The sequence below is a fragment of the Endozoicomonas sp. SCSIO W0465 genome, from assembly GCF_023716865.1.
In the GTDB taxonomy this organism is placed as follows: domain Bacteria; phylum Pseudomonadota; class Gammaproteobacteria; order Pseudomonadales; family Endozoicomonadaceae; genus Endozoicomonas.
The window spans coordinates 3,414,314-3,430,837 of record NZ_CP092417.1; the positions used below are offsets into that span (position 1 = coordinate 3,414,314).

17 protein-coding genes are annotated in these 16,524 nt (G+C 50.0%); all 17 read left to right on the forward strand.

Annotated elements, in window-relative coordinates; translation table 11 throughout:
- The first annotated feature begins 72 nt into the window (after positions 1–72).
- The 17 genes from MJO57_RS15255 (at position 73) to MJO57_RS15335 (ending at position 16,422) form a co-directional block, all read left to right on the forward strand.
- A complete protein-coding gene (locus tag MJO57_RS15255) occupies positions 73–2,352 on the forward strand; it encodes a FimV/HubP family polar landmark protein (protein ID WP_252026547.1) in 2,280 nt (759 codons plus the stop codon).
- 355 nt (positions 2,353–2,707) lie between these two features.
- The gene (truA, locus tag MJO57_RS15260) at positions 2,708–3,511 is read left to right on the forward strand and encodes a tRNA pseudouridine(38-40) synthase TruA (RefSeq protein ID WP_252026549.1); all 804 of its coding nucleotides are present in this window, start codon (positions 2,708–2,710) and stop codon (positions 3,509–3,511) included.
- Between the two features lie 169 nt (positions 3,512–3,680).
- On the forward strand, positions 3,681–4,343 hold the full coding sequence (locus MJO57_RS15265; protein WP_256493304.1) for a phosphoribosylanthranilate isomerase: 663 nt from the start codon (positions 3,681–3,683) through the stop codon (positions 4,341–4,343).
- Positions 4,340–5,587 carry a tryptophan synthase subunit beta gene (trpB, locus tag MJO57_RS15270; RefSeq protein ID WP_252026553.1) on the forward strand — a complete coding sequence of 416 codons (1,248 nt, stop codon included), beginning with the start codon at positions 4,340–4,342 and terminating at the stop codon, positions 5,585–5,587. The genes MJO57_RS15265 and trpB overlap by 4 nt, the downstream gene beginning before the upstream one ends.
- A gap of 12 nt (positions 5,588–5,599) precedes the next feature.
- Positions 5,600–6,427 (forward strand): tryptophan synthase subunit alpha, encoded by an 828-nt coding sequence (gene trpA / locus MJO57_RS15275; RefSeq protein ID WP_252026555.1) that lies wholly within the window; start codon positions 5,600–5,602, stop codon positions 6,425–6,427.
- On the forward strand, positions 6,424–7,326 hold the full coding sequence (accD, locus tag MJO57_RS15280; RefSeq protein WP_252026557.1) for an acetyl-CoA carboxylase, carboxyltransferase subunit beta: 903 nt from the start codon (positions 6,424–6,426) through the stop codon (positions 7,324–7,326). The genes trpA and accD overlap by 4 nt, the downstream gene beginning before the upstream one ends.
- A 326-nt stretch (positions 7,327–7,652) precedes the next feature.
- Positions 7,653–8,960: a bifunctional tetrahydrofolate synthase/dihydrofolate synthase gene (gene folC / locus MJO57_RS15285; RefSeq protein ID WP_256493305.1), complete on the forward strand. Its 1,308-nt coding sequence runs from the start codon at positions 7,653–7,655 to the stop codon at positions 8,958–8,960.
- A gap of 483 nt (positions 8,961–9,443) precedes the next feature.
- Positions 9,444–11,081: an IS1634 family transposase gene (locus MJO57_RS15290; protein WP_252019985.1), complete on the forward strand. Its 1,638-nt coding sequence runs from the start codon at positions 9,444–9,446 to the stop codon at positions 11,079–11,081.
- Between the two features lie 129 nt (positions 11,082–11,210).
- A complete protein-coding gene (locus tag MJO57_RS15295) occupies positions 11,211–11,738 on the forward strand; it encodes an SPOR domain-containing protein (RefSeq protein ID WP_252026561.1) in 528 nt (175 codons plus the stop codon).
- Between the two features lie 67 nt (positions 11,739–11,805).
- Positions 11,806–12,240 carry a nucleotidyltransferase substrate binding protein gene (locus MJO57_RS15300; RefSeq protein WP_252026563.1) on the forward strand — a complete coding sequence of 145 codons (435 nt, stop codon included), beginning with the start codon at positions 11,806–11,808 and terminating at the stop codon, positions 12,238–12,240.
- Positions 12,233–12,550 (forward strand): nucleotidyltransferase family protein, encoded by a 318-nt coding sequence (locus tag MJO57_RS15305; protein WP_252026565.1) that lies wholly within the window; start codon positions 12,233–12,235, stop codon positions 12,548–12,550. Before MJO57_RS15300 ends, MJO57_RS15305 begins: the two co-directional genes overlap by 8 nt.
- Positions 12,551–12,854: 304 nt before the next feature.
- Positions 12,855–13,979, forward strand: coding sequence for an MraY family glycosyltransferase (locus tag MJO57_RS15310; RefSeq protein WP_252026567.1), 1,125 nt, complete (start codon positions 12,855–12,857; stop codon positions 13,977–13,979).
- Positions 13,980–14,017: 38 nt separating this feature from the next.
- Positions 14,018–14,755, forward strand: coding sequence for a Fic family protein (locus MJO57_RS15315; protein WP_252026569.1), 738 nt, complete (start codon positions 14,018–14,020; stop codon positions 14,753–14,755).
- 32 nt (positions 14,756–14,787) lie between these two features.
- Positions 14,788–15,291: a hypothetical protein gene (locus tag MJO57_RS15320; protein ID WP_252026571.1), complete on the forward strand. Its 504-nt coding sequence runs from the start codon at positions 14,788–14,790 to the stop codon at positions 15,289–15,291.
- 4 nt (positions 15,292–15,295) lie between these two features.
- Entirely contained in the window at positions 15,296–15,574 is a 279-nt protein-coding gene (locus MJO57_RS15325) for a nucleotidyltransferase domain-containing protein (RefSeq protein ID WP_252026573.1), read from the forward strand.
- A 78-nt stretch (positions 15,575–15,652) separates the two neighbouring features.
- Positions 15,653–15,934 carry a nucleotidyltransferase domain-containing protein gene (locus tag MJO57_RS15330; protein WP_252026575.1) on the forward strand — a complete coding sequence of 94 codons (282 nt, stop codon included), beginning with the start codon at positions 15,653–15,655 and terminating at the stop codon, positions 15,932–15,934.
- Positions 15,931–16,422 carry a hypothetical protein gene (locus tag MJO57_RS15335; RefSeq protein ID WP_252026577.1) on the forward strand — a complete coding sequence of 164 codons (492 nt, stop codon included), beginning with the start codon at positions 15,931–15,933 and terminating at the stop codon, positions 16,420–16,422. Before MJO57_RS15330 ends, MJO57_RS15335 begins: the two co-directional genes overlap by 4 nt.
- The last annotated feature ends 102 nt before the right edge of the window (positions 16,423–16,524 follow it).

Consider the following 16,524-nt stretch of genomic DNA (forward strand, 5'->3'; position numbering starts at 1 on the left):
AAGGGGGCTGCTTTCACGATAGTTGAAGGCACAAGGGGCTCAGGCAGTCTATGTATAAAACAAGGATTCACGATGAAACTGCAAAAACTTGTAGTAGTGATGTCAGCGCTGGCAGGGGGTATTGCGTCAATTAATTCCCATGCGCTGGGTCTGGGGGAGGTGAAGCTGTATTCAGCTTTGAATCAGCCCCTGGTGGCGGAGATCGAGTTAATGCAGGTTAACGATCTTACCCGCAATGAGATCCTGTCCAACCTGGCCAGTAAATCAGATTTTGAGCGGGCTGGAGTTGAGCGTCCATTCATATTGAATAACCTTCGGTTTAAATCCGAAGTCGGCCCGGATGGCAAAGGTTTGATCAGGATCACCAGTGAAGGCCCTGTTCATGAGCCTTACCTCAATTTTTTGGTTGAGGTGCATTGGCCAAGCGGTCGGCTGTTGAAAGAGTATACCCTGCTCCTTGATCCTCCTGTCTTTAATGGTCAAACTTCAGCGCCTGTCGTGCAGCCCACTTCTACTCCGCCTCGTTATGGGACGAACCCTGTATGGGACGAGTCGCCCGAAATAAACCATAACAATATTCCGTCACCAGAGCCTGTTGTATATACCGGTTCTGCTCAACAACAACCGGCGCAGCCGATTTCTTCCGGTCAGAATGCCGCATCTTCGGGTATGGGTGATGACTCATCCCGGACTTATCGTGTCAGCAGGAATGACAGCCTTTGGGACATCGCAGAGAGCGTGCGCCCTGATTCCGGCGTGACGGTGCAGCAAACCATGCTGGCGATTCAGCGTGGAAACCCACAGGCGTTTATTGATAACAACATCAATCGACTCAAGAGTGGGCAGGTTCTCCGGATTCCCGACCGCAATGATATTACCCGTATGACGGTCCGTGAAGCGATTGCTGATGTGTCCAGACAGAATCGTGAGTGGCAGGGGCGTAGCCAGGTGGCTCAACTGGACGCTACGAGAAGAACGCCATCAGTCGCCAGAGATTCTCTTCAGCCGGTTGATGGCAAGCTGGCTATCGTCTCTGGTGAAGCGGCTACCGGACGTGGACAGGACCTCGGCGGGGACGCTGATGGTAATAATGCAGTGCTGCAGACTGAGCTGGCCATGACCCGTGAACAGCTTGATAAGCTGAGCCGCGAGAATGCAGAACTCAAGAGCAGGTTGAAAGATCTTGATGATCAGATCGCCACACTGAAACGTCTGGTCGCCATGAAAGATGATCAGATGGCTGCGCTGCAGAATCAGGTTGTGTCAGCACCACCGTTACCCGCGCAGCGCCAGCCTGAAACGGTGAATAAGCCTGGCATCATGGATGCACTCTTTGGTAAGCCACTGCTGTTGCTTCTGCTGGCTCTGATGCCTTTGGGAGGAGCAGGCTGGCTCCTTTATAAGCGTCGCAGAAAGCAGAAGGAAGCGCTGGATGATGAAGACGATACGGATATTCCATCTCTCAACTTGAGTAAGGAGGCACCGGTTGATGCCTCCCCAAAGCCGGTAGCCTCTCCCAGCGCAGAGGATGAACTGAAATTTGATCAAGCGCTGGCCATCGATGAATCGGTTGTTGATGAACTGGAAGCGGAGGGGGAAACGACTCAGCAGACAGAAGATCCGCTGAGTGAGGCAGATATCTATATTGCGTATGGTCGCTTGAATCAGGCTGATGAGCTGTTGAGTCAGGCCATCTTGAATGAACCCGGAAGAACTGACCTTAAGCTGAAGCTCGTTGAAGTTCATTCAGAAAGTGGCGATCTTGAAAAGTTTAATCAGGCCTTGGCCGATCTGGAGGCATCGGGTGATTCTGCCGCGATGCGTGAAGCGGATGTCTTTAAGGCCAGATTCTCTGATGAATTTTCAGGCGTTTCAGTGCCGGATGAAACCGATGAGATGCCAGACCTTGATCTGGATGGACTTGAACTGGATTCTGATGAGCAGAGCGTAGACTCTCTGGATGATCTGGACTTTGATCTGGATGATTTCGATCTGGAGGAAGAGCCTGAAGCTCTGGCACAGCCAGAGATGAATGAGCTTGATGAGCTTAATGAGCTTGATGAACTGGATGACCTTGATTTTGGTTCTGAGGTAGACGATGTTCTGGCCCAGGACAGTCAGGCTGCTTTCTCTGATGAGGGCGGTTCGCATCTCGAAGCTTCTCTGGATGATGATCTTGACTTCCTGTCAGAGGGGGATGAGGTTGCCACCAAGCTCGATCTGGCCAGAGCCTATATCGATATGGGTGATATGGAAGGGGCCTCTGCGATCCTGCTGGAAGTGGTTGAGCAAGGCAATGATGAGCAGAAGCAGGAAGCCATGTCACTAATGGATAACACCGGATCCAATTGATCGGTTAACATCCTGTTGTGCTGGATTGCCGGACATGACTCCAAGGTCTATAAAGAACTCTAGCCCGGATATTTCATAAACCTGCTCCCGCTCTCGCTTGTCCTTTGCCGCTCTAAGGAAGTTTTGCTCAGTCGACCGTACTCCCCGGTACGGCACTCCCTCGCAAAATCCCTTAGAGCGACAAAGTCCTGCGCGAGATTCGGGGCAGTTTATGAAATATCCGGGCTAGTACTCGGTTAAGGTCATCGCAGGGTGCTCGGTTCCGTCCTATGAGAATGAGTAACTCGCAAGAATCAACCGTTGTAGGAAGGACAACACAAGTCTTTTAGTTGATAACTTCAGGTGTATTTTATTCATGCCCCGTTATGCTGCCAGCGTTCAATACGACGGCTCCAGGTTTTTTGGTTGGCAGACTCTTAAAACCGGTTTACCCACTGTGCAGGCTGCTGTAGAAGCAGCGCTTTCAAAAGTCGCTAACCATCCGGTATCCGTTATCTGTGCAGGAAGAACGGATGCCCGGGTTCATGGCTGCAATCAGATCATTCACTTCGATACGGATGCTGTTCGTACCGATCGTGGATGGGCCTATGGTGCTAATGCTAATTTGCCGGATGATGTTGCCGTGAACTGGGTAAAGCCGGTTTCTGACGACTTTCATGCCCGTTTTTCTGCTCTCTGGCGACGTTATCGTTACGTTATTTACAATCACCCCATTCGGCCCGCACACCTTTCCAAGGGGGTGACCTGGAATTATCGGCCTCTGGATGTTGAACGGATGAAGGCAGCGGCAGAATATCTGCTGGGTGAACACGACTTCACTTCCTATCGGGCTATTCAATGTCAGGCAAAGAATCCGGTCAGGCAGGTGACCCGGCTTGATGTTTCCCGCCACGGGCCACTGATTGTTATTGATGTTCAGGCCAATGCGTTTTTGCATCATATGATTCGTAACTTTGCTGGTGTGTTAATGGCGGTGGGCTGTGGCAAGCGGGAACCCGTTTGGGCAAAAGAGGTGCTGGATGCCCGGGATCGTGCACAAGGTGGCGTAACCGCTTCGCCCTGTGGACTGTATTTTGTTGATGCAGGATACGATGAGGTATTCGGTCTTGTGGCCAGCGAATCAAATCCGCACTTTATTGCCCCGTTAATTCCGCTGTAAATTGACGCTTTTTCCGGAGTCAGGTGCAGTAATCACCGGCACGTTCTGATAATATCTACGATCGCTCAGGGGTTGCCTATTCTTCTGTATTGATCTGTGGATTGCTCTTTGCATTGACAGTATGGAAGCGCCTTCAAGCCCTTACCCTGTTGTTGATACGGTATTCTGGATGGTTTCCAGACGCCGGGCGTGGGAAAGAGAACACCGGGAAATGGAAGTATCTCCTCGTATAAAAATCTGTGGAATTACCCGTGTTGAGGACGGTCTGATCGCTGCTGAATGCGGCGCTGATGCCATTGGTCTGGTGTTTTACCGGAAAAGCCGTCGTTATGTCACGGTTAAGCAGGCCGTGGAGATTGTCCGGGTACTGCCACCGTTTGTCTCGGTGGTTGGGCTGTTTGTGGATGCCTCTGATGAACTGATGCAATCGGTTCTGGGTGCGGTTCCTCTCTCACTTCTGCAATTTCATGGTAATGAACCGGAAACCGAGTGCGCCCGCTGGGGGGTCCGTTATATGAAGGCATTCCGCGTTCGGTCGGAAATCCCGGTAATTGATAGCGTAGCTCCCTACAAAACGGCTTGTGGCTACCTTCTTGATAGTTATAAGCCCGGAGAGGCTGGTGGTACCGGTGAATCCTTTGACTGGGATTTGATACCCCATGAGCTGAATAAACCTCTGGTGCTTGCCGGAGGTCTGAGTCCTGACAATATCGCTCAGGCAATTAACAGGGTTCGACCCTATGGAGTTGATGTCAGCAGTGGCGTAGAGAGCCAGCCTGGCATTAAGGATCACGACAAAATCAAAGCCTTTATCAAGGCGGCGGGAAGATGATGGTCGATCAAGAAATTTCTGAATCCCACGTTCGTTTCTCTGAAGAACACAGGTACGAACAACCAGATCTAATGGGGAATTTTGGCCGTTACGGTGGACGTTTCGTGGCCGAAACCCTGATGGGTGCGCTGGAAGACCTTGATCGCACCTGGCGAGAGCTCTGGCGGGACAAGAATTTTCAGGAAGATTTTGACCGTGACCTGGCAGACTTTGTCGGTCGTCCTTCACCGCTCTATTATGCTGAGCGCTGGACTCAGGCGCTTGGTGGCGCAAAGATCTACCTGAAGCGCGAAGACCTGAATCATACCGGTGCCCATAAAATCAACCATGCGGTTGGTCAGGCGCTGCTGGCCAGACATATGGGCAAAACCCGGATTATTGCCGAAACCGGTGCGGGCCAGCACGGTGTTGCCTCGGCAACAGTGGCCGCTCGCCTTGGATTGGAATGTGTCGTCTATATGGGCGCCAAGGATGTTAAACGTCAGGCATTGAACGTCTATCGCATGAAGCTGCTGGGCGCCACCGTGGTTCCGGTAGAAACCGGTTCCCAGACGCTGAAAGACGCCATTAATGAAGCGCTCAGGGACTGGGTGGCGCGCCCTGAAGACACCTTCTACCTGCTGGGTACGGTTTGTGGTCCATCACCCTATCCGGAAATGGTGCGCAATCTGCAGAGTATTATTGGCCGGGAAGCCCGTCGGCAGATTCTGGAAAAGGAAGGGCGCCTGCCGGATGCACTGGTTGCCTGTGTGGGTGGTGGCTCTAATGCCATGGGGCTGTTCCATGAATTTATCCTGGATAAAGACGTCAAGCTGTACGGTGTTGAAGCGGCAGGGCACGGTGTTGATACCGATAAACATGCGGCCCGAATGAGTTCCGGTCGCCCGGGCGTGCTGCAGGGGGCCAGAACGTACCTGATGACCAATGAACATGGCCAGATTATCGAGAGTCACTCTGTTTCAGCCGGGTTGGACTACCCGGGGATTGGCCCAGAGCATAGCTACCTGAAAGATATCGGCCGTGCGCAATACCCGGCGGCAACGGATGAAGAGGCCCTGGCGGCGTTCCGTAAGCTGACCCGCCTTGAGGGTATTATGCCTGCGCTGGAAAGTGCCCATGCCCTGGCATGGGTTGATAAACTCGCGCCCACGATGGACAAAGACCAGATCATTATCTGTAACCTGTCAGGCCGTGGTGATAAGGATATTCATACGGTTGCCGCTATTGACGGCCTCGAAGTATAAGGTGGGCAGAGCATGAGTCTTGAAACGAACAGAATTAAAACCTGCTTTGAAAGGTTGCGGGGGCAAGAGCGTAAGGCACTGATACCTTACATTCTTGCGGGTGACCCTCCGGGAAAGACCGTCGACGTTATGCATCAGCTGGTTGACAATGGTGCGGATATGATTGAGCTAGGCTTTCCTTTCTCAGATCCGGTGGCTGATGGTCCGGTGATTGCCCAGGCCCATGAGCGGGCAGTATCACACGGTGTTACATTGTATGACGTTTTTGCAATGGTTTCTGAATTCCGGGCAAGGGATAATGTCACACCGGTTGTCCTGATGGGCTATCTCAATCCGGTAGAGATCATGGGGTATGACCGGTTTGTTGAGTTGGCCAGTCAGGCGGGTGTTGATGGTGTGTTAATGGTGGATCTGCCACCGGAGGCGGCAGGTGATCTCCTGGTTATGCTGCATGACTGTGGTATGGATATGATTAACCTGATTACGCCCACCACGTCCGATGAACGAATAACCAAAATCTGCAGCGTTGCCAGCGGTTATCTCTATTATGTATCCCTGAAAGGGGTAACCGGCGCAGCAACATTGAATACGACAGAAGTTGAAGAGCGGGTCAATCACATCCGGCGCTTTGCCAATGTGCCGGTGTGTGTTGGTTTTGGCATCCGTGATGGTGAGTCTGCTGCAGCGATTGGGCGGGTAGCAGATGGTGTTATTGCGGGCAGTGTTCTGGTATCTGAGCTGGCTCAGTATGGCAGTGAAGGGCAGGCCGCCATTGACCGTGTTGCCAGCAGAATTGCCGAAATACGCTCAGCTATGGACGATGACAGGATGAATGAATGAGCAACTGGTTAGTCAATAAACTGATTCCATCGTTATCACGTTCTGCCAATGCGCAGAAAAACAGCAGTGTACCAGAAGGGCTTTGGCGCAAATGCGTGAAGTGTGAGGCCGTTCTCTATCGTCCAGAGTTGGACAGGAATCTGGGTGTCTGTCCCAAGTGCCAGCATCATATGAGAATCAGTGCCCGCACGCGGCTGGACTACTTTCTCGACCGGGAGGGAAGGGAAGAGCTGTTTGCTGACCTGGAGCCCAATGACCGTTTGAAGTTTCGTGATACTAAAAAGTACCGTGATCGACTCACAGCCGCGCAAAAACAGACCGGCGAAAAGGATGCCCTGGTGGCTATGCGTGGCACCGTCGAGGACATTCCGGTCGCTGCCGTTGCCTTTGAGTTTTCTTTTATGGGTGGTTCCATGGGCTCTGTGGTCGGAGAAAAGTTTGCCCTGGCTGCCGAGCTATGCCTGAAAGAGAAGATGCCGCTGATCTGTTTTTCTGCCAGTGGCGGTGCCCGGATGCAGGAAGCCCTGTTTTCTCTGATGCAGATGGCTAAAACCAGTGCAGCACTGGAAAGAATGCGTCAGGCAGGCATTCCCTACATCTCGGTGATGACTGATCCGGTATACGGTGGTGTCTCTGCCAGTCTTGCCATGTTGGGTGATATCAACATGGCTGAGCCCGGAGCCCTGATTGGTTTTGCCGGCCCCAGGGTTATTGAGCAGACGGTAAGGGAAAAACTGCCGGAAGGTTTTCAGCGCAGTGAATTTCTGCTGGATCACGGGGCAATTGATATGATTGTTTCACGATCTGAGATGCGTTCCACCATCGCCAGGCTTTGCCGGAAAATGCAGGGCAGGCCGGATGCTGATGTGGAATTTGTAGATCCTGCCGCAGTTGCCTAGTACATCCAAGCGTTGTTATGCATACACAAGCACCTCGTTCCCACGGTCCCGAGGGTGTCGCAAAACCCTCGTTCCCACGCTCCGCGTGGGAATGCATACGGCTCTGGCAGCAGGAGAAAGAGCCACTGCCTGGTAGGGTTTTCGGGGGCTCCATGCGAGTATGGTATTTGTGGCAGGATCGGTATGCATTCCCACGCGGAGCGTGGGAACGAGATGGTCAGAGTAGTCTGGAGGGTTTTGCGACACCCTCTCCCCCGTGGGAATGCATACCGGGCATAAATAGATTGTTTCCTCGTTCCCACGGGCCCTGAGGGCCATGCGTGGGAATGTATACGTCTGGAGATGTGACGTTGTCCTCTTTTGCACAGAAAGAAAAAAGCCTTTCACAGTGGTTAACCTGGATGGAAGAGACGCGTCCAGAAAATGAGATCGACTTTGGGTTGGACCGGATTCGCCTGGTGGGTGAAAAGCTGGATTTGCTCAAGCCTGCGCCGTTCGTTATTACCGTTGGGGGCACCAATGGCAAAGGTTCAACGCTGGCCGTTCTTGAAGCAGTGCTGCTGGCTGCCGGATATAAGGTAGGGCTATTTACCTCACCGCATTTTCTCAAGTTTAACGAAAGAATTCGCATCAATGGCCAACAGGTGAGTGATGAGTGGCTATGTGATGCCTTTGAGAAGATAGATGATGGCCGTAAAACGACATGGTTAACCTACTTTGAATTTGCCACCCTTGCTGCCATTGATTGCTTTAAAAGGGCTGAGGTGGATGTTGCGTTGATAGAGGTGGGTCTGGGTGGGCGACTGGATGCTACCAATGTGGTTGACCCGGATGTATCAGTAATTACGACGGTGGCGCTGGACCACCAGGAATACCTTGGCTACAGCATTGAAGCCATTGCCAAAGAGAAGTCAGGCATATTCCGTGCCGGTAAACCGGCAATATTTGGCGATCAGCCAGTGCCGCATGCCATCACTGAAATGGCTGAGCGTCTTGGCAGTTCCCTGTATTGCAGGGGAGAGGCGTTTACCCTGAAAAGGTCGGGTAATACATGGCATTGGTCCGGTGGTGAAAACCGGAAGCTGGAAAACCTGCCGGTTCCCAATGTGGTGATTGATAATGCAGCGACCGCATTGCAGGCGCTGCAATTTTTGCCTGAACCTATTGCCATTGAGGCTATTCAACAAGGCTTATCACAGGTATCGGTTACCGGGCGATTCCAGAAGTTGATGATGGAAAATGAGTCTGGTGAGTCGATTGATGTTGTGCTTGATGTTGCGCACAATCCCCAGGCAGCAGAAATGCTAAAACAACGACTTGAAGAGTTTCCGGTTGAAGGGAAGACTCGGGTGGTTATTGCCATGTGCAAGGACAAGGATTACATGGCAGTTGTCGATTGCATAAGCAGCAATATTGATGAGTGGTATGTTGCCCAGTTTGAGTCTCCAAGGGCACTGCCTGAACAGGAGCTGGCACAGAAGCTTCTCGCCCGGGGGTATCCAGTTAATCACTATCAGAATGTTGCTGAAGCATTGCATCATGCCCTGGCAAACTCAACTTCTGGAGACAGGGTGCTGGTTACGGGGTCGTTTATGACGGTATCTGTTGCCTTGGCCAAGAGCCATGCACCGTGATAACCGGATTTAGCTTCGTCTCGTTCCCACGGTCCTGAGGGTGTCGCAAAACCCTGTGGACACTCTGGACATCTCGTTCCCATGCTCCGCGTGGGAATGCATACCGGTCCCGCCACAGATACCATACTCGCATGGAGCCCCCGAAAACCCTACCAGGCAGTGGCTCTTTCTCATGCTGCCAGATCCGTATGCATTCCCACGCGGAGCGTGGGAACGAGGTGTCCGGAGAGTTTTGCGACAGCCTCTCCTCCGTGGGAATGCCTACCCCAAGTTCCCGATAAACTGCCAGTAACGAGAATGTCTGTGAGCTTCGGTATGCATTCCCACGCAGAGCATGAGAACGAGGTGACATACAGTTCTCCCAGTCTGCCCTGACGAATAATTTCTGCCTTCTTGTAGAATTAGATCCGTCATTCAGCACTCAATCTGAGAATTTCCCTACACCGGCTAAAATGTAAAAAATTCTCAGAATGAACATGTCCAATGCATCCTCATCAGTTCCACATTCAACGTATCGATCATATGGGTTTGGTTGCCGGTATGTGCAAAGAACTCGGTATCTCTAATCATCTGGATTCCCTGGTTCCTAACCAATCTGAACACCGGAATATTTCCTTTGGCGAAACCGTAGTATCAATGCTGCTTAACGGCCTTGGGTTCACTGCCCGCACGCTTCATATGTTCCCGGAGTTTCATGCTGATAAACCGCTGGATAAACTCATCAGGCCCGGTATTAAACCCGAACACATTAACGACAGTGTACTCGGCAGAGCCCTGGATCAGCTTTTTGAACTGGATGTAAGTGAGGTCTATTTATCGCTGGCTGTCAAGGCAGTGAATGTCTTAAAACTGCCGTGCAAGGCTCTGAACCTTGACTCAACAAGCTTGCATGTGGACGGCGTTTATAACAGCGAATCTGACGTCGACGAAGAAGATATGCACTGTATCAAACTCTGTCGTGGATACAGCAGGGATCATCGACCCGAGCTCAACCAGGCAATACTGCTGATGATGACGGAAAATCAGGCCGGTATTCCCGTTTTTATGAAAGCGTCCAGTGGCAACGTAAACGACAATAAAAACTTTAAAAAAGTCATCAGCAGCCATTTGAAATCCTACCGGGAAGCCCTGAATAATCGCTACCTGATTGGTGATGCAGCACTTTATACAACAGATAACGTACAGATACTTCATCAGCAGGGCCAGCAATTTATCACCCGGGTTCCGTCAAAAATCAAAGAAGCCAGAGAACTGATTGACAGTGTCGCTTCTTGTGAAATGACACCAGTGGAGGGTGCTGAGGGCTATGAGAGTCATGAAATGCTGTCAGATCATGCGGGTGTCTCCCAGCGCTGGATTCTGGTCCGCAGCGAGCAGGCTCGAAAGAGCGAACAAAAAACACTGCTGAAAAAAATGCTAAAGAAGTCTGAGAAAGAAGCAGAAGCGCTGACCAGTAAACTGGCCAAAAAAGCCTTCAAGTGTGAAACCGACGCATTGCGTGCGTTCGATGAATGGCAGTCAAAAACTATTTATTGTCAGGCGGAACCTGTCATTACTGAGAAACCCTGCTATACCAAGGTAGGTCGTCCGGAGAAAGGCTCTAAACCGGACAGTATTGAATATTATGTGAGCGGATATCCTTGGGTATCCGTTGACTGTCGCAAAGATGCAGAGTGTTCTCTGGGTTGCTTTGTGCTGGCGACGAATGATCTGGACGACAGTCGGCTGAGTACAGCAGAAGTGCTAAGTACTTACAAATCACAACAGTCAGTAGAGCGTGGCTTTCGGTTTTTGAAGAGCCCGGAGTTTCTGGTTTCTTCGCTGTTTTTAAAGAAACCGGAACGAATAGAAGCCTTGCTGATGGTGATGACGCTGTGTCTGTTAGTGTATGCGGCGATTCAGCATCGAATTAGGCATGAGCTAAAACGACAGAGTCGGTTTTTCCCGGACATGAAGCGGAAACCCTGCCAAAACCCGACAGCGCGTTGGGTGTTTTTCTGCTTTCAGGGTATCAACGTGCTATTGGTCGATGGACATGAAAAGCATGTGGTTGGATTACAAGAAAGGCAGTTGACTATTATTTCAATTCTTGGGCGACCGTATCAGGAAATTTATTCCTGATACGGGTGCTGAATGACGGTTAGATGGAATTCGCTTAAGATGCAATGAGTTTCAGGCATTATCATTTAATTGACTTCCCGCTCTCTGTGCAGGAATGAGTACTGTTTATCTTTTATTATGGAGCGCATCTTGGGCGAGGGACTTAAACAAAGACTAATAGGTGCTGTCGTATTGCTGGCCTTATTAATCATTATTGCGCCTGCACTTTTCAGGGGAGGAGAGACTCATCCCCTGGTTACCTCCAGATCTTCCCCTGAAGCTCCGAAGCTTGAATCCCCTCCGGTGCCTGCATTTGTTGATCAGCTTGATATTCCTCAGGATGTTGTTGAAGTGGTGTCGTCTTCTGCTGAAATTGTTCTGCAGCCAGAAAATGTTCGTACTGATAAGGCGACAGGTGTAGACGAAAAAGGGCATCTTAAAGCCTGGTCCCTGCAGCTGGCGACCTTTGCTGATAAAACTAACGCTGATAATCTGGAGCGGCAGCTGAAAAAGAAGGGGTACAGTGCTTTCCAGAAAAAAATTGCTACAGAAAAGAGCAAGGTTTTTTATCGGGTTTATATTGGTCCTGAAGTGCGTCCAGATGAACTTCAGCAGATAAAAGTTACCATCAAGAAAGCGATGGGGCTTGACGGTATACTGGTTCGGTATGTTCCATAATAGGCCCTCAACTCAGGTTAGTAGCAACTCTTCACGCATTCTGTGGAGGTCCATTCAGGAAAACGATATGACAATAGATACAACGTTCTTCAATCGCTGTATTAGGACCCTTGATATGGCCTACGAAAAAGTTATCCAGGCTGAAGATGGCAGTATCGATTATGAGATGTACCGATCTGCCTGTGTGAAAGAGTTTGAGATCATCCTTGAACAGGCTGGCAAGTTGCTGCGCAAATGTTTGAAGGATTTTATGCATAGCCCCAAAGCGGTTGATCGAATGGTGTTCAAAGAGGTCTTCCGGCAAGCTGCTCAGCATGATTTGCTGTCATTGGAACAGGTCGAGCGCTGGTTGGCTTACCGTGCTAATCGCAACAATACCGCTCATGACTATGGGAAAAAATTTGCCGAATACACCTTGAAATTATTGCCTGACTTCGTGGTAGATGCACAGGCCCTTGAAAAATCCATAAAGCAGCATTCAGGGCAAGCGGACAATGATTGATCTCAGGGATAAGGACTGCAAGGCAATCTGTGCCATTGCCGAACAGATATTTGCCCCGGGTACTGAAATCTGGGCTTACGGTAGCCGGGTCAAGGGGACTAATCATGACACCAGTGACCTGGATCTCGTTGTGCACTTTCCCCCGGACCAGGATAAGATGACAGACTATGAGCAGTTGAGCCTGTTTCTCGAAACCCTGCGAGACTCTAATATACCCATTATTGTCCAGGCGCTTGCCTGGCACAGTATTCCCGATAGTTTTCGCGAGGAGATAGATAAAAACCACCAGATGCTCTGGCTCTGCCAGTGAAGGAGCGGTCACAGGAGTGAGGTACTCAATCGACTCGGCTTTGGTACTATGTTTAATTCCCTCATAAAAATCACGGAGAAAAGCTTTTCTCATCGTGATTACTTCCTGACCGTCGTGTAGAATGCCTTTTCTTGTAAAGCTGCTGATGTGATCAGGCCTTAATAAGCCTTTTTTACGTCAGTGTGTTATATAAAAAACTTACGCTACTGTGACGGTTTGTCCTTGCAAATCTGTTGTTTTTCGCTCAGTTGTTTCGGCATATACTTAAGTCGACGGGCGGTAGCGTGCTTTTTGATTGGTTTATATGATTGAGCAACTTATAAAACTGCTGCTTACCTTTCTCTTTACGGCCCTTCTTATAAAATTTCTCAAGCCGCTTGCCTATCGGTTTGGCCTGATTGATGAGCCAGGGGGAAGAAAACAGCACGATAAGGCAACCCCAATGGTTGGTGGTGTGGCACTATTTTTTACGGTGACAGTAACCAGCTTGATATGGGGGAAGGTCGGATCTGAGCTTTATTATTTTTTAACTGCTGCTGCGCTTATGGTGTTTACCGGTGCTTATGACGACCGGTTCGGGTTAGGGGTCAGAGTCCGGTTATTAGCCGAAGGAATTGCTGCATGTATGATGATATTTGGTGCCGGAGTGGTACTGAAAGACCTTGGTAACCTGTTCGGTTTTGGTAGTATTCAAATGCCGATGGTTATAGCGGTACCTTTTACCATCATTGCGGTATTTGGAGCCATCAACTGTCTGAATATGATAGACGGTATTGATGGTCTTGCTGCCGGACTTTGTCTGTTATCGATGTGCACCTTTGTCATCCTGTTGGGCGACACAGGGTCTTCACTTGTTCCGATCATTTCAATTATTGCAGGCCTGGGAGCCTTTCTTGCTTTTAACTTGCAGCTTTACCCGGGCTTTAAAAAAATATTTCTTGGCGATGCAGGTTCCATGCTGCTTGGCTTTACTCTGGTATGGCTACTGATTCGCTCTTCGCAGGACTCTCTTCCGCTTCGGCCTGCTTTTATTGACCCGGCTACGGCCTTGTTTGTGCTTGGCTTGCCTTTGATGGATATGGCATCAACAATCATGCACAGGGCAATTAAAGGAAGGAATCCATTTAAGCCAGACAGAAGTCATATGCATCATCTACTATTGGATGCCGGGCTAACTTCTGAAAGGGCCTTGCTGGCACTATTAAGCATGCAGCTGGTGGTTAATAGCGCGGGTCTGTTGTTGCATTTTTCAGGGACTCCGGCTTACGGACAATTTGCGATTTTCCTTGTGCTGTTTGGACTCTATGCCATCGGGGTAGGCAAGGTGGCTGCGGCCAAACAAGATACCGTTGGAAATACCAGGCGACGTGTCCGACAGGTTTTGAAATCTGAAGCATTACAGGTTGCAGCAAGGCAAAAGACCGATTAAACCATAAAGGTGATTTAACCGGCAGACCCTGAGGCCAAATGAACAACACAAACCGCTTTGACCAGATTGATGCACTTAAGCAACAGCTTGATACCTTAAGGCCTCTACCGAAAGAAACCGTCCGGTCACTCCATGAGGCCCTGGTTCTGGAGTGGACATACCACTCAAATGCCATTGAGGGAAATACCTTAACCCTGAAAGAAACAAAGGTAGTACTTGAGGGTATTACCGTTGGGGGTAAATCCCTCCGGGAGCATTTTGAGGCCATTAATCACCGTGAGGCTATTGCCTGGGTGGAGTCTGTTGTAGAAAGGGATGAGCCATTCAGCGAAAGACTGGTAAAAAGTATTCACCAGTTAGTGCTGAAAAATATAGATGATGGCAATGCGGGTCGATACCGCCAGCAAAATGTTGTCATCGCTGGTGCCAAGCACACGCCCCCGGAACATTACCACTTGCCGCAGCTGATGAATGATTTGGTTGAATGGTACCAGCAGCAGAGCTATCACCCCCTGGAGCGGTCTGCCCGGCTGCATGTGGATTTTGTGGGTATTCATCCCTTCGTGGATGGCAATGGCCGAACCGCCCGGCTGTTAATGAACTTTGATTTGATGGGCACTGGCTACTTGCCGGTCATTATCCGCAAGGAAAACCGTCTGGCCTATTATGAGGCGCTGGATAAAGCGCTTACCCAAAAGAACTACGGGGGATTTATTGATATGGTGACCAGCGCCCAGGAAGAGGCTTTGAATCGTTATATCCGTATTATTGAATAATAATAGTGGCAAGCGCATCGATGGATTCCAAGATGACCCTGAATACTTCATACCTGAAAATGCTGGTGCAGAACTGGTCCCAGGCTTGTCGCACGGCTACCCGGTTGTCTGTTTCTGTCGTCAGGCTGAAGGCAGACTTACCGTTGACAGCGGAGGATTTGCACAGCGCCGATGAAGACCTGATGGAAAAACTGGACGCCTTTCGTGTTCGCTATGGCGATCTTCAGGACTGTCTCGGTGGCAAAGTGTTTCGTAGTTTGCTGCTGGCTGAGGATGAAGAGCCGGTCAGCATGGCAGATATTCTTAACCGGATAGAAAAACGGGGGATTCTGAACTCTGCTGATCAATGGCGACAGTGGCGTGAAATTCGAAATGCGTTTGCCCATGACTATCCGGAAGCGGAGGCAGAAAGGGTGAGTGCGTTAAATATGGCGTGGCAGAATACGCCTTTGCTGCTTCAGGTTGCTGAGAATGTTCACCGTTACTGTGACCAGCAAGGAGTAGAGCTAACGGAGATAGAGCGTGCGGATATCTGAGGCGATGGCACAGAGTATCGTCGAACTCGCGAGAAAACATGTAGCAGCAAATGCCCGCGTCTGGCTGTTTGGCTCCCGGGCTGATGATGCAAAAAAAGGGGGAGATATCGACCTGTATATAGAGGCAGACAATATCGGTAATTCCCTGGAACGAAAAATTAACTTCCGGTTGGCATTTGAAGACCGCTGGGGTGAATTGAAAGTGGATGTTCTGATTCATGATACCCGGCATGAAGCGCAGGCCATTCATGAGATTGCCAGGCAAGGGGTCAGGCTTGGTTAGTGATTAAACGACATTGACTATAAAAAATAAAAGACCTGCACTGTCTCTTCACAGCGTTTCTAAATAGGTTAAGCAACATTGAGACTCACGACCGAAGAGCAAAACGCCATTAGAAAGGTGATATATCAGGCAGACCCCGAGGCGCAAATATGGTTATTTGGCTCAAGGGCGAATGACCAGGCAAAAGGAGGGGATATTGACCTGCTCATCCTGTCAAAAACATTGGGTTTAAAAGACAGGACAGGCATACGGTTGGCTCTGCACGACCTTATCGGAGAGCAGAAAATTGACCTGGTGATTGCCGCAGACGATACTGATCCATTCACCCGTATCGCTCTGGTAGAGGGAATCCGGCTATGAGCCACGAGTCAGGCAAAAAGCATCAGGCAGAGAAAAAAAATACCGATAGAATCCTGTTATTGGAACAGCAGCTGTTGGCCATGGCCCAGATGGAAGCCCTGCTAAAATGGTCGCTGGATCGCTGTCAGGCCATACCACAGACTAATGACCAGGTGCCGGAACAGGAAGACCTGGAAAAATTCGAATCACTCACCGCACGATTTGCCCGCTTTAACGATCTTCTGTTACAAAAAATATTTCGCCTGATCGACACCATTGACCTGGATGATGTCGGCACTGTCAGGGACAGAATCAACCGTGCAGAAAAAAAAGGGCTGATTGAGGATGCCCAGCGGTTTATCGAAATCCGGGAATTGCGTAACAGCATTGCCCACGAATACCAGCCGGAAGCGCTGAGTGTTATTTTTCCTGAAACGTTGCAGGCTACACCCATTCTGCTGGATATTGCTGAACGGGTGCGAAAGTACTGCCTGCGGTATAAGCCCTGAAAATTTCAGAATGCTTCTGGTTTAATAAAGAATCTTAGGGTAGACATTAAGGACAGATTCGTTGGGCTGCATATGTTTCGACGTAGGTCGGTTTCTGAAGGA

Coding starts and splice junctions, on each gene's coding strand:
- MJO57_RS15300 (WP_252026563.1), top strand. CDS start 11,806: ATGACAATAGATACAACGTTCTTCAATCGCTGTATTAGGACCCTTGAT.
- MJO57_RS15255 (WP_252026547.1), top strand. CDS start 73: ATGAAACTGCAAAAACTTGTAGTAGTGATGTCAGCGCTGGCAGGGGGT.
- MJO57_RS15305 (WP_252026565.1), top strand. CDS start 12,233: ATGATTGATCTCAGGGATAAGGACTGCAAGGCAATCTGTGCCATTGCC.
- trpB (WP_252026553.1), top strand. CDS start 4,340: ATGATGGTCGATCAAGAAATTTCTGAATCCCACGTTCGTTTCTCTGAA.
- MJO57_RS15320 (WP_252026571.1), top strand. CDS start 14,788: ATGACCCTGAATACTTCATACCTGAAAATGCTGGTGCAGAACTGGTCC.
- trpA (WP_252026555.1), top strand. CDS start 5,600: ATGAGTCTTGAAACGAACAGAATTAAAACCTGCTTTGAAAGGTTGCGG.
- truA (WP_252026549.1), top strand. CDS start 2,708: ATGCCCCGTTATGCTGCCAGCGTTCAATACGACGGCTCCAGGTTTTTT.
- MJO57_RS15325 (WP_252026573.1), top strand. CDS start 15,296: ATGGCACAGAGTATCGTCGAACTCGCGAGAAAACATGTAGCAGCAAAT.
- folC (WP_256493305.1), top strand. CDS start 7,653: ATGTATACGTCTGGAGATGTGACGTTGTCCTCTTTTGCACAGAAAGAA.
- MJO57_RS15265 (WP_256493304.1), top strand. CDS start 3,681: ATGGTTTCCAGACGCCGGGCGTGGGAAAGAGAACACCGGGAAATGGAA.
- MJO57_RS15315 (WP_252026569.1), top strand. CDS start 14,018: ATGAACAACACAAACCGCTTTGACCAGATTGATGCACTTAAGCAACAG.
- MJO57_RS15310 (WP_252026567.1), top strand. CDS start 12,855: ATGATTGAGCAACTTATAAAACTGCTGCTTACCTTTCTCTTTACGGCC.
- accD (WP_252026557.1), top strand. CDS start 6,424: ATGAGCAACTGGTTAGTCAATAAACTGATTCCATCGTTATCACGTTCT.
- MJO57_RS15335 (WP_252026577.1), top strand. CDS start 15,931: ATGAGCCACGAGTCAGGCAAAAAGCATCAGGCAGAGAAAAAAAATACC.
- MJO57_RS15290 (WP_252019985.1), top strand. CDS start 9,444: ATGCATCCTCATCAGTTCCACATTCAACGTATCGATCATATGGGTTTG.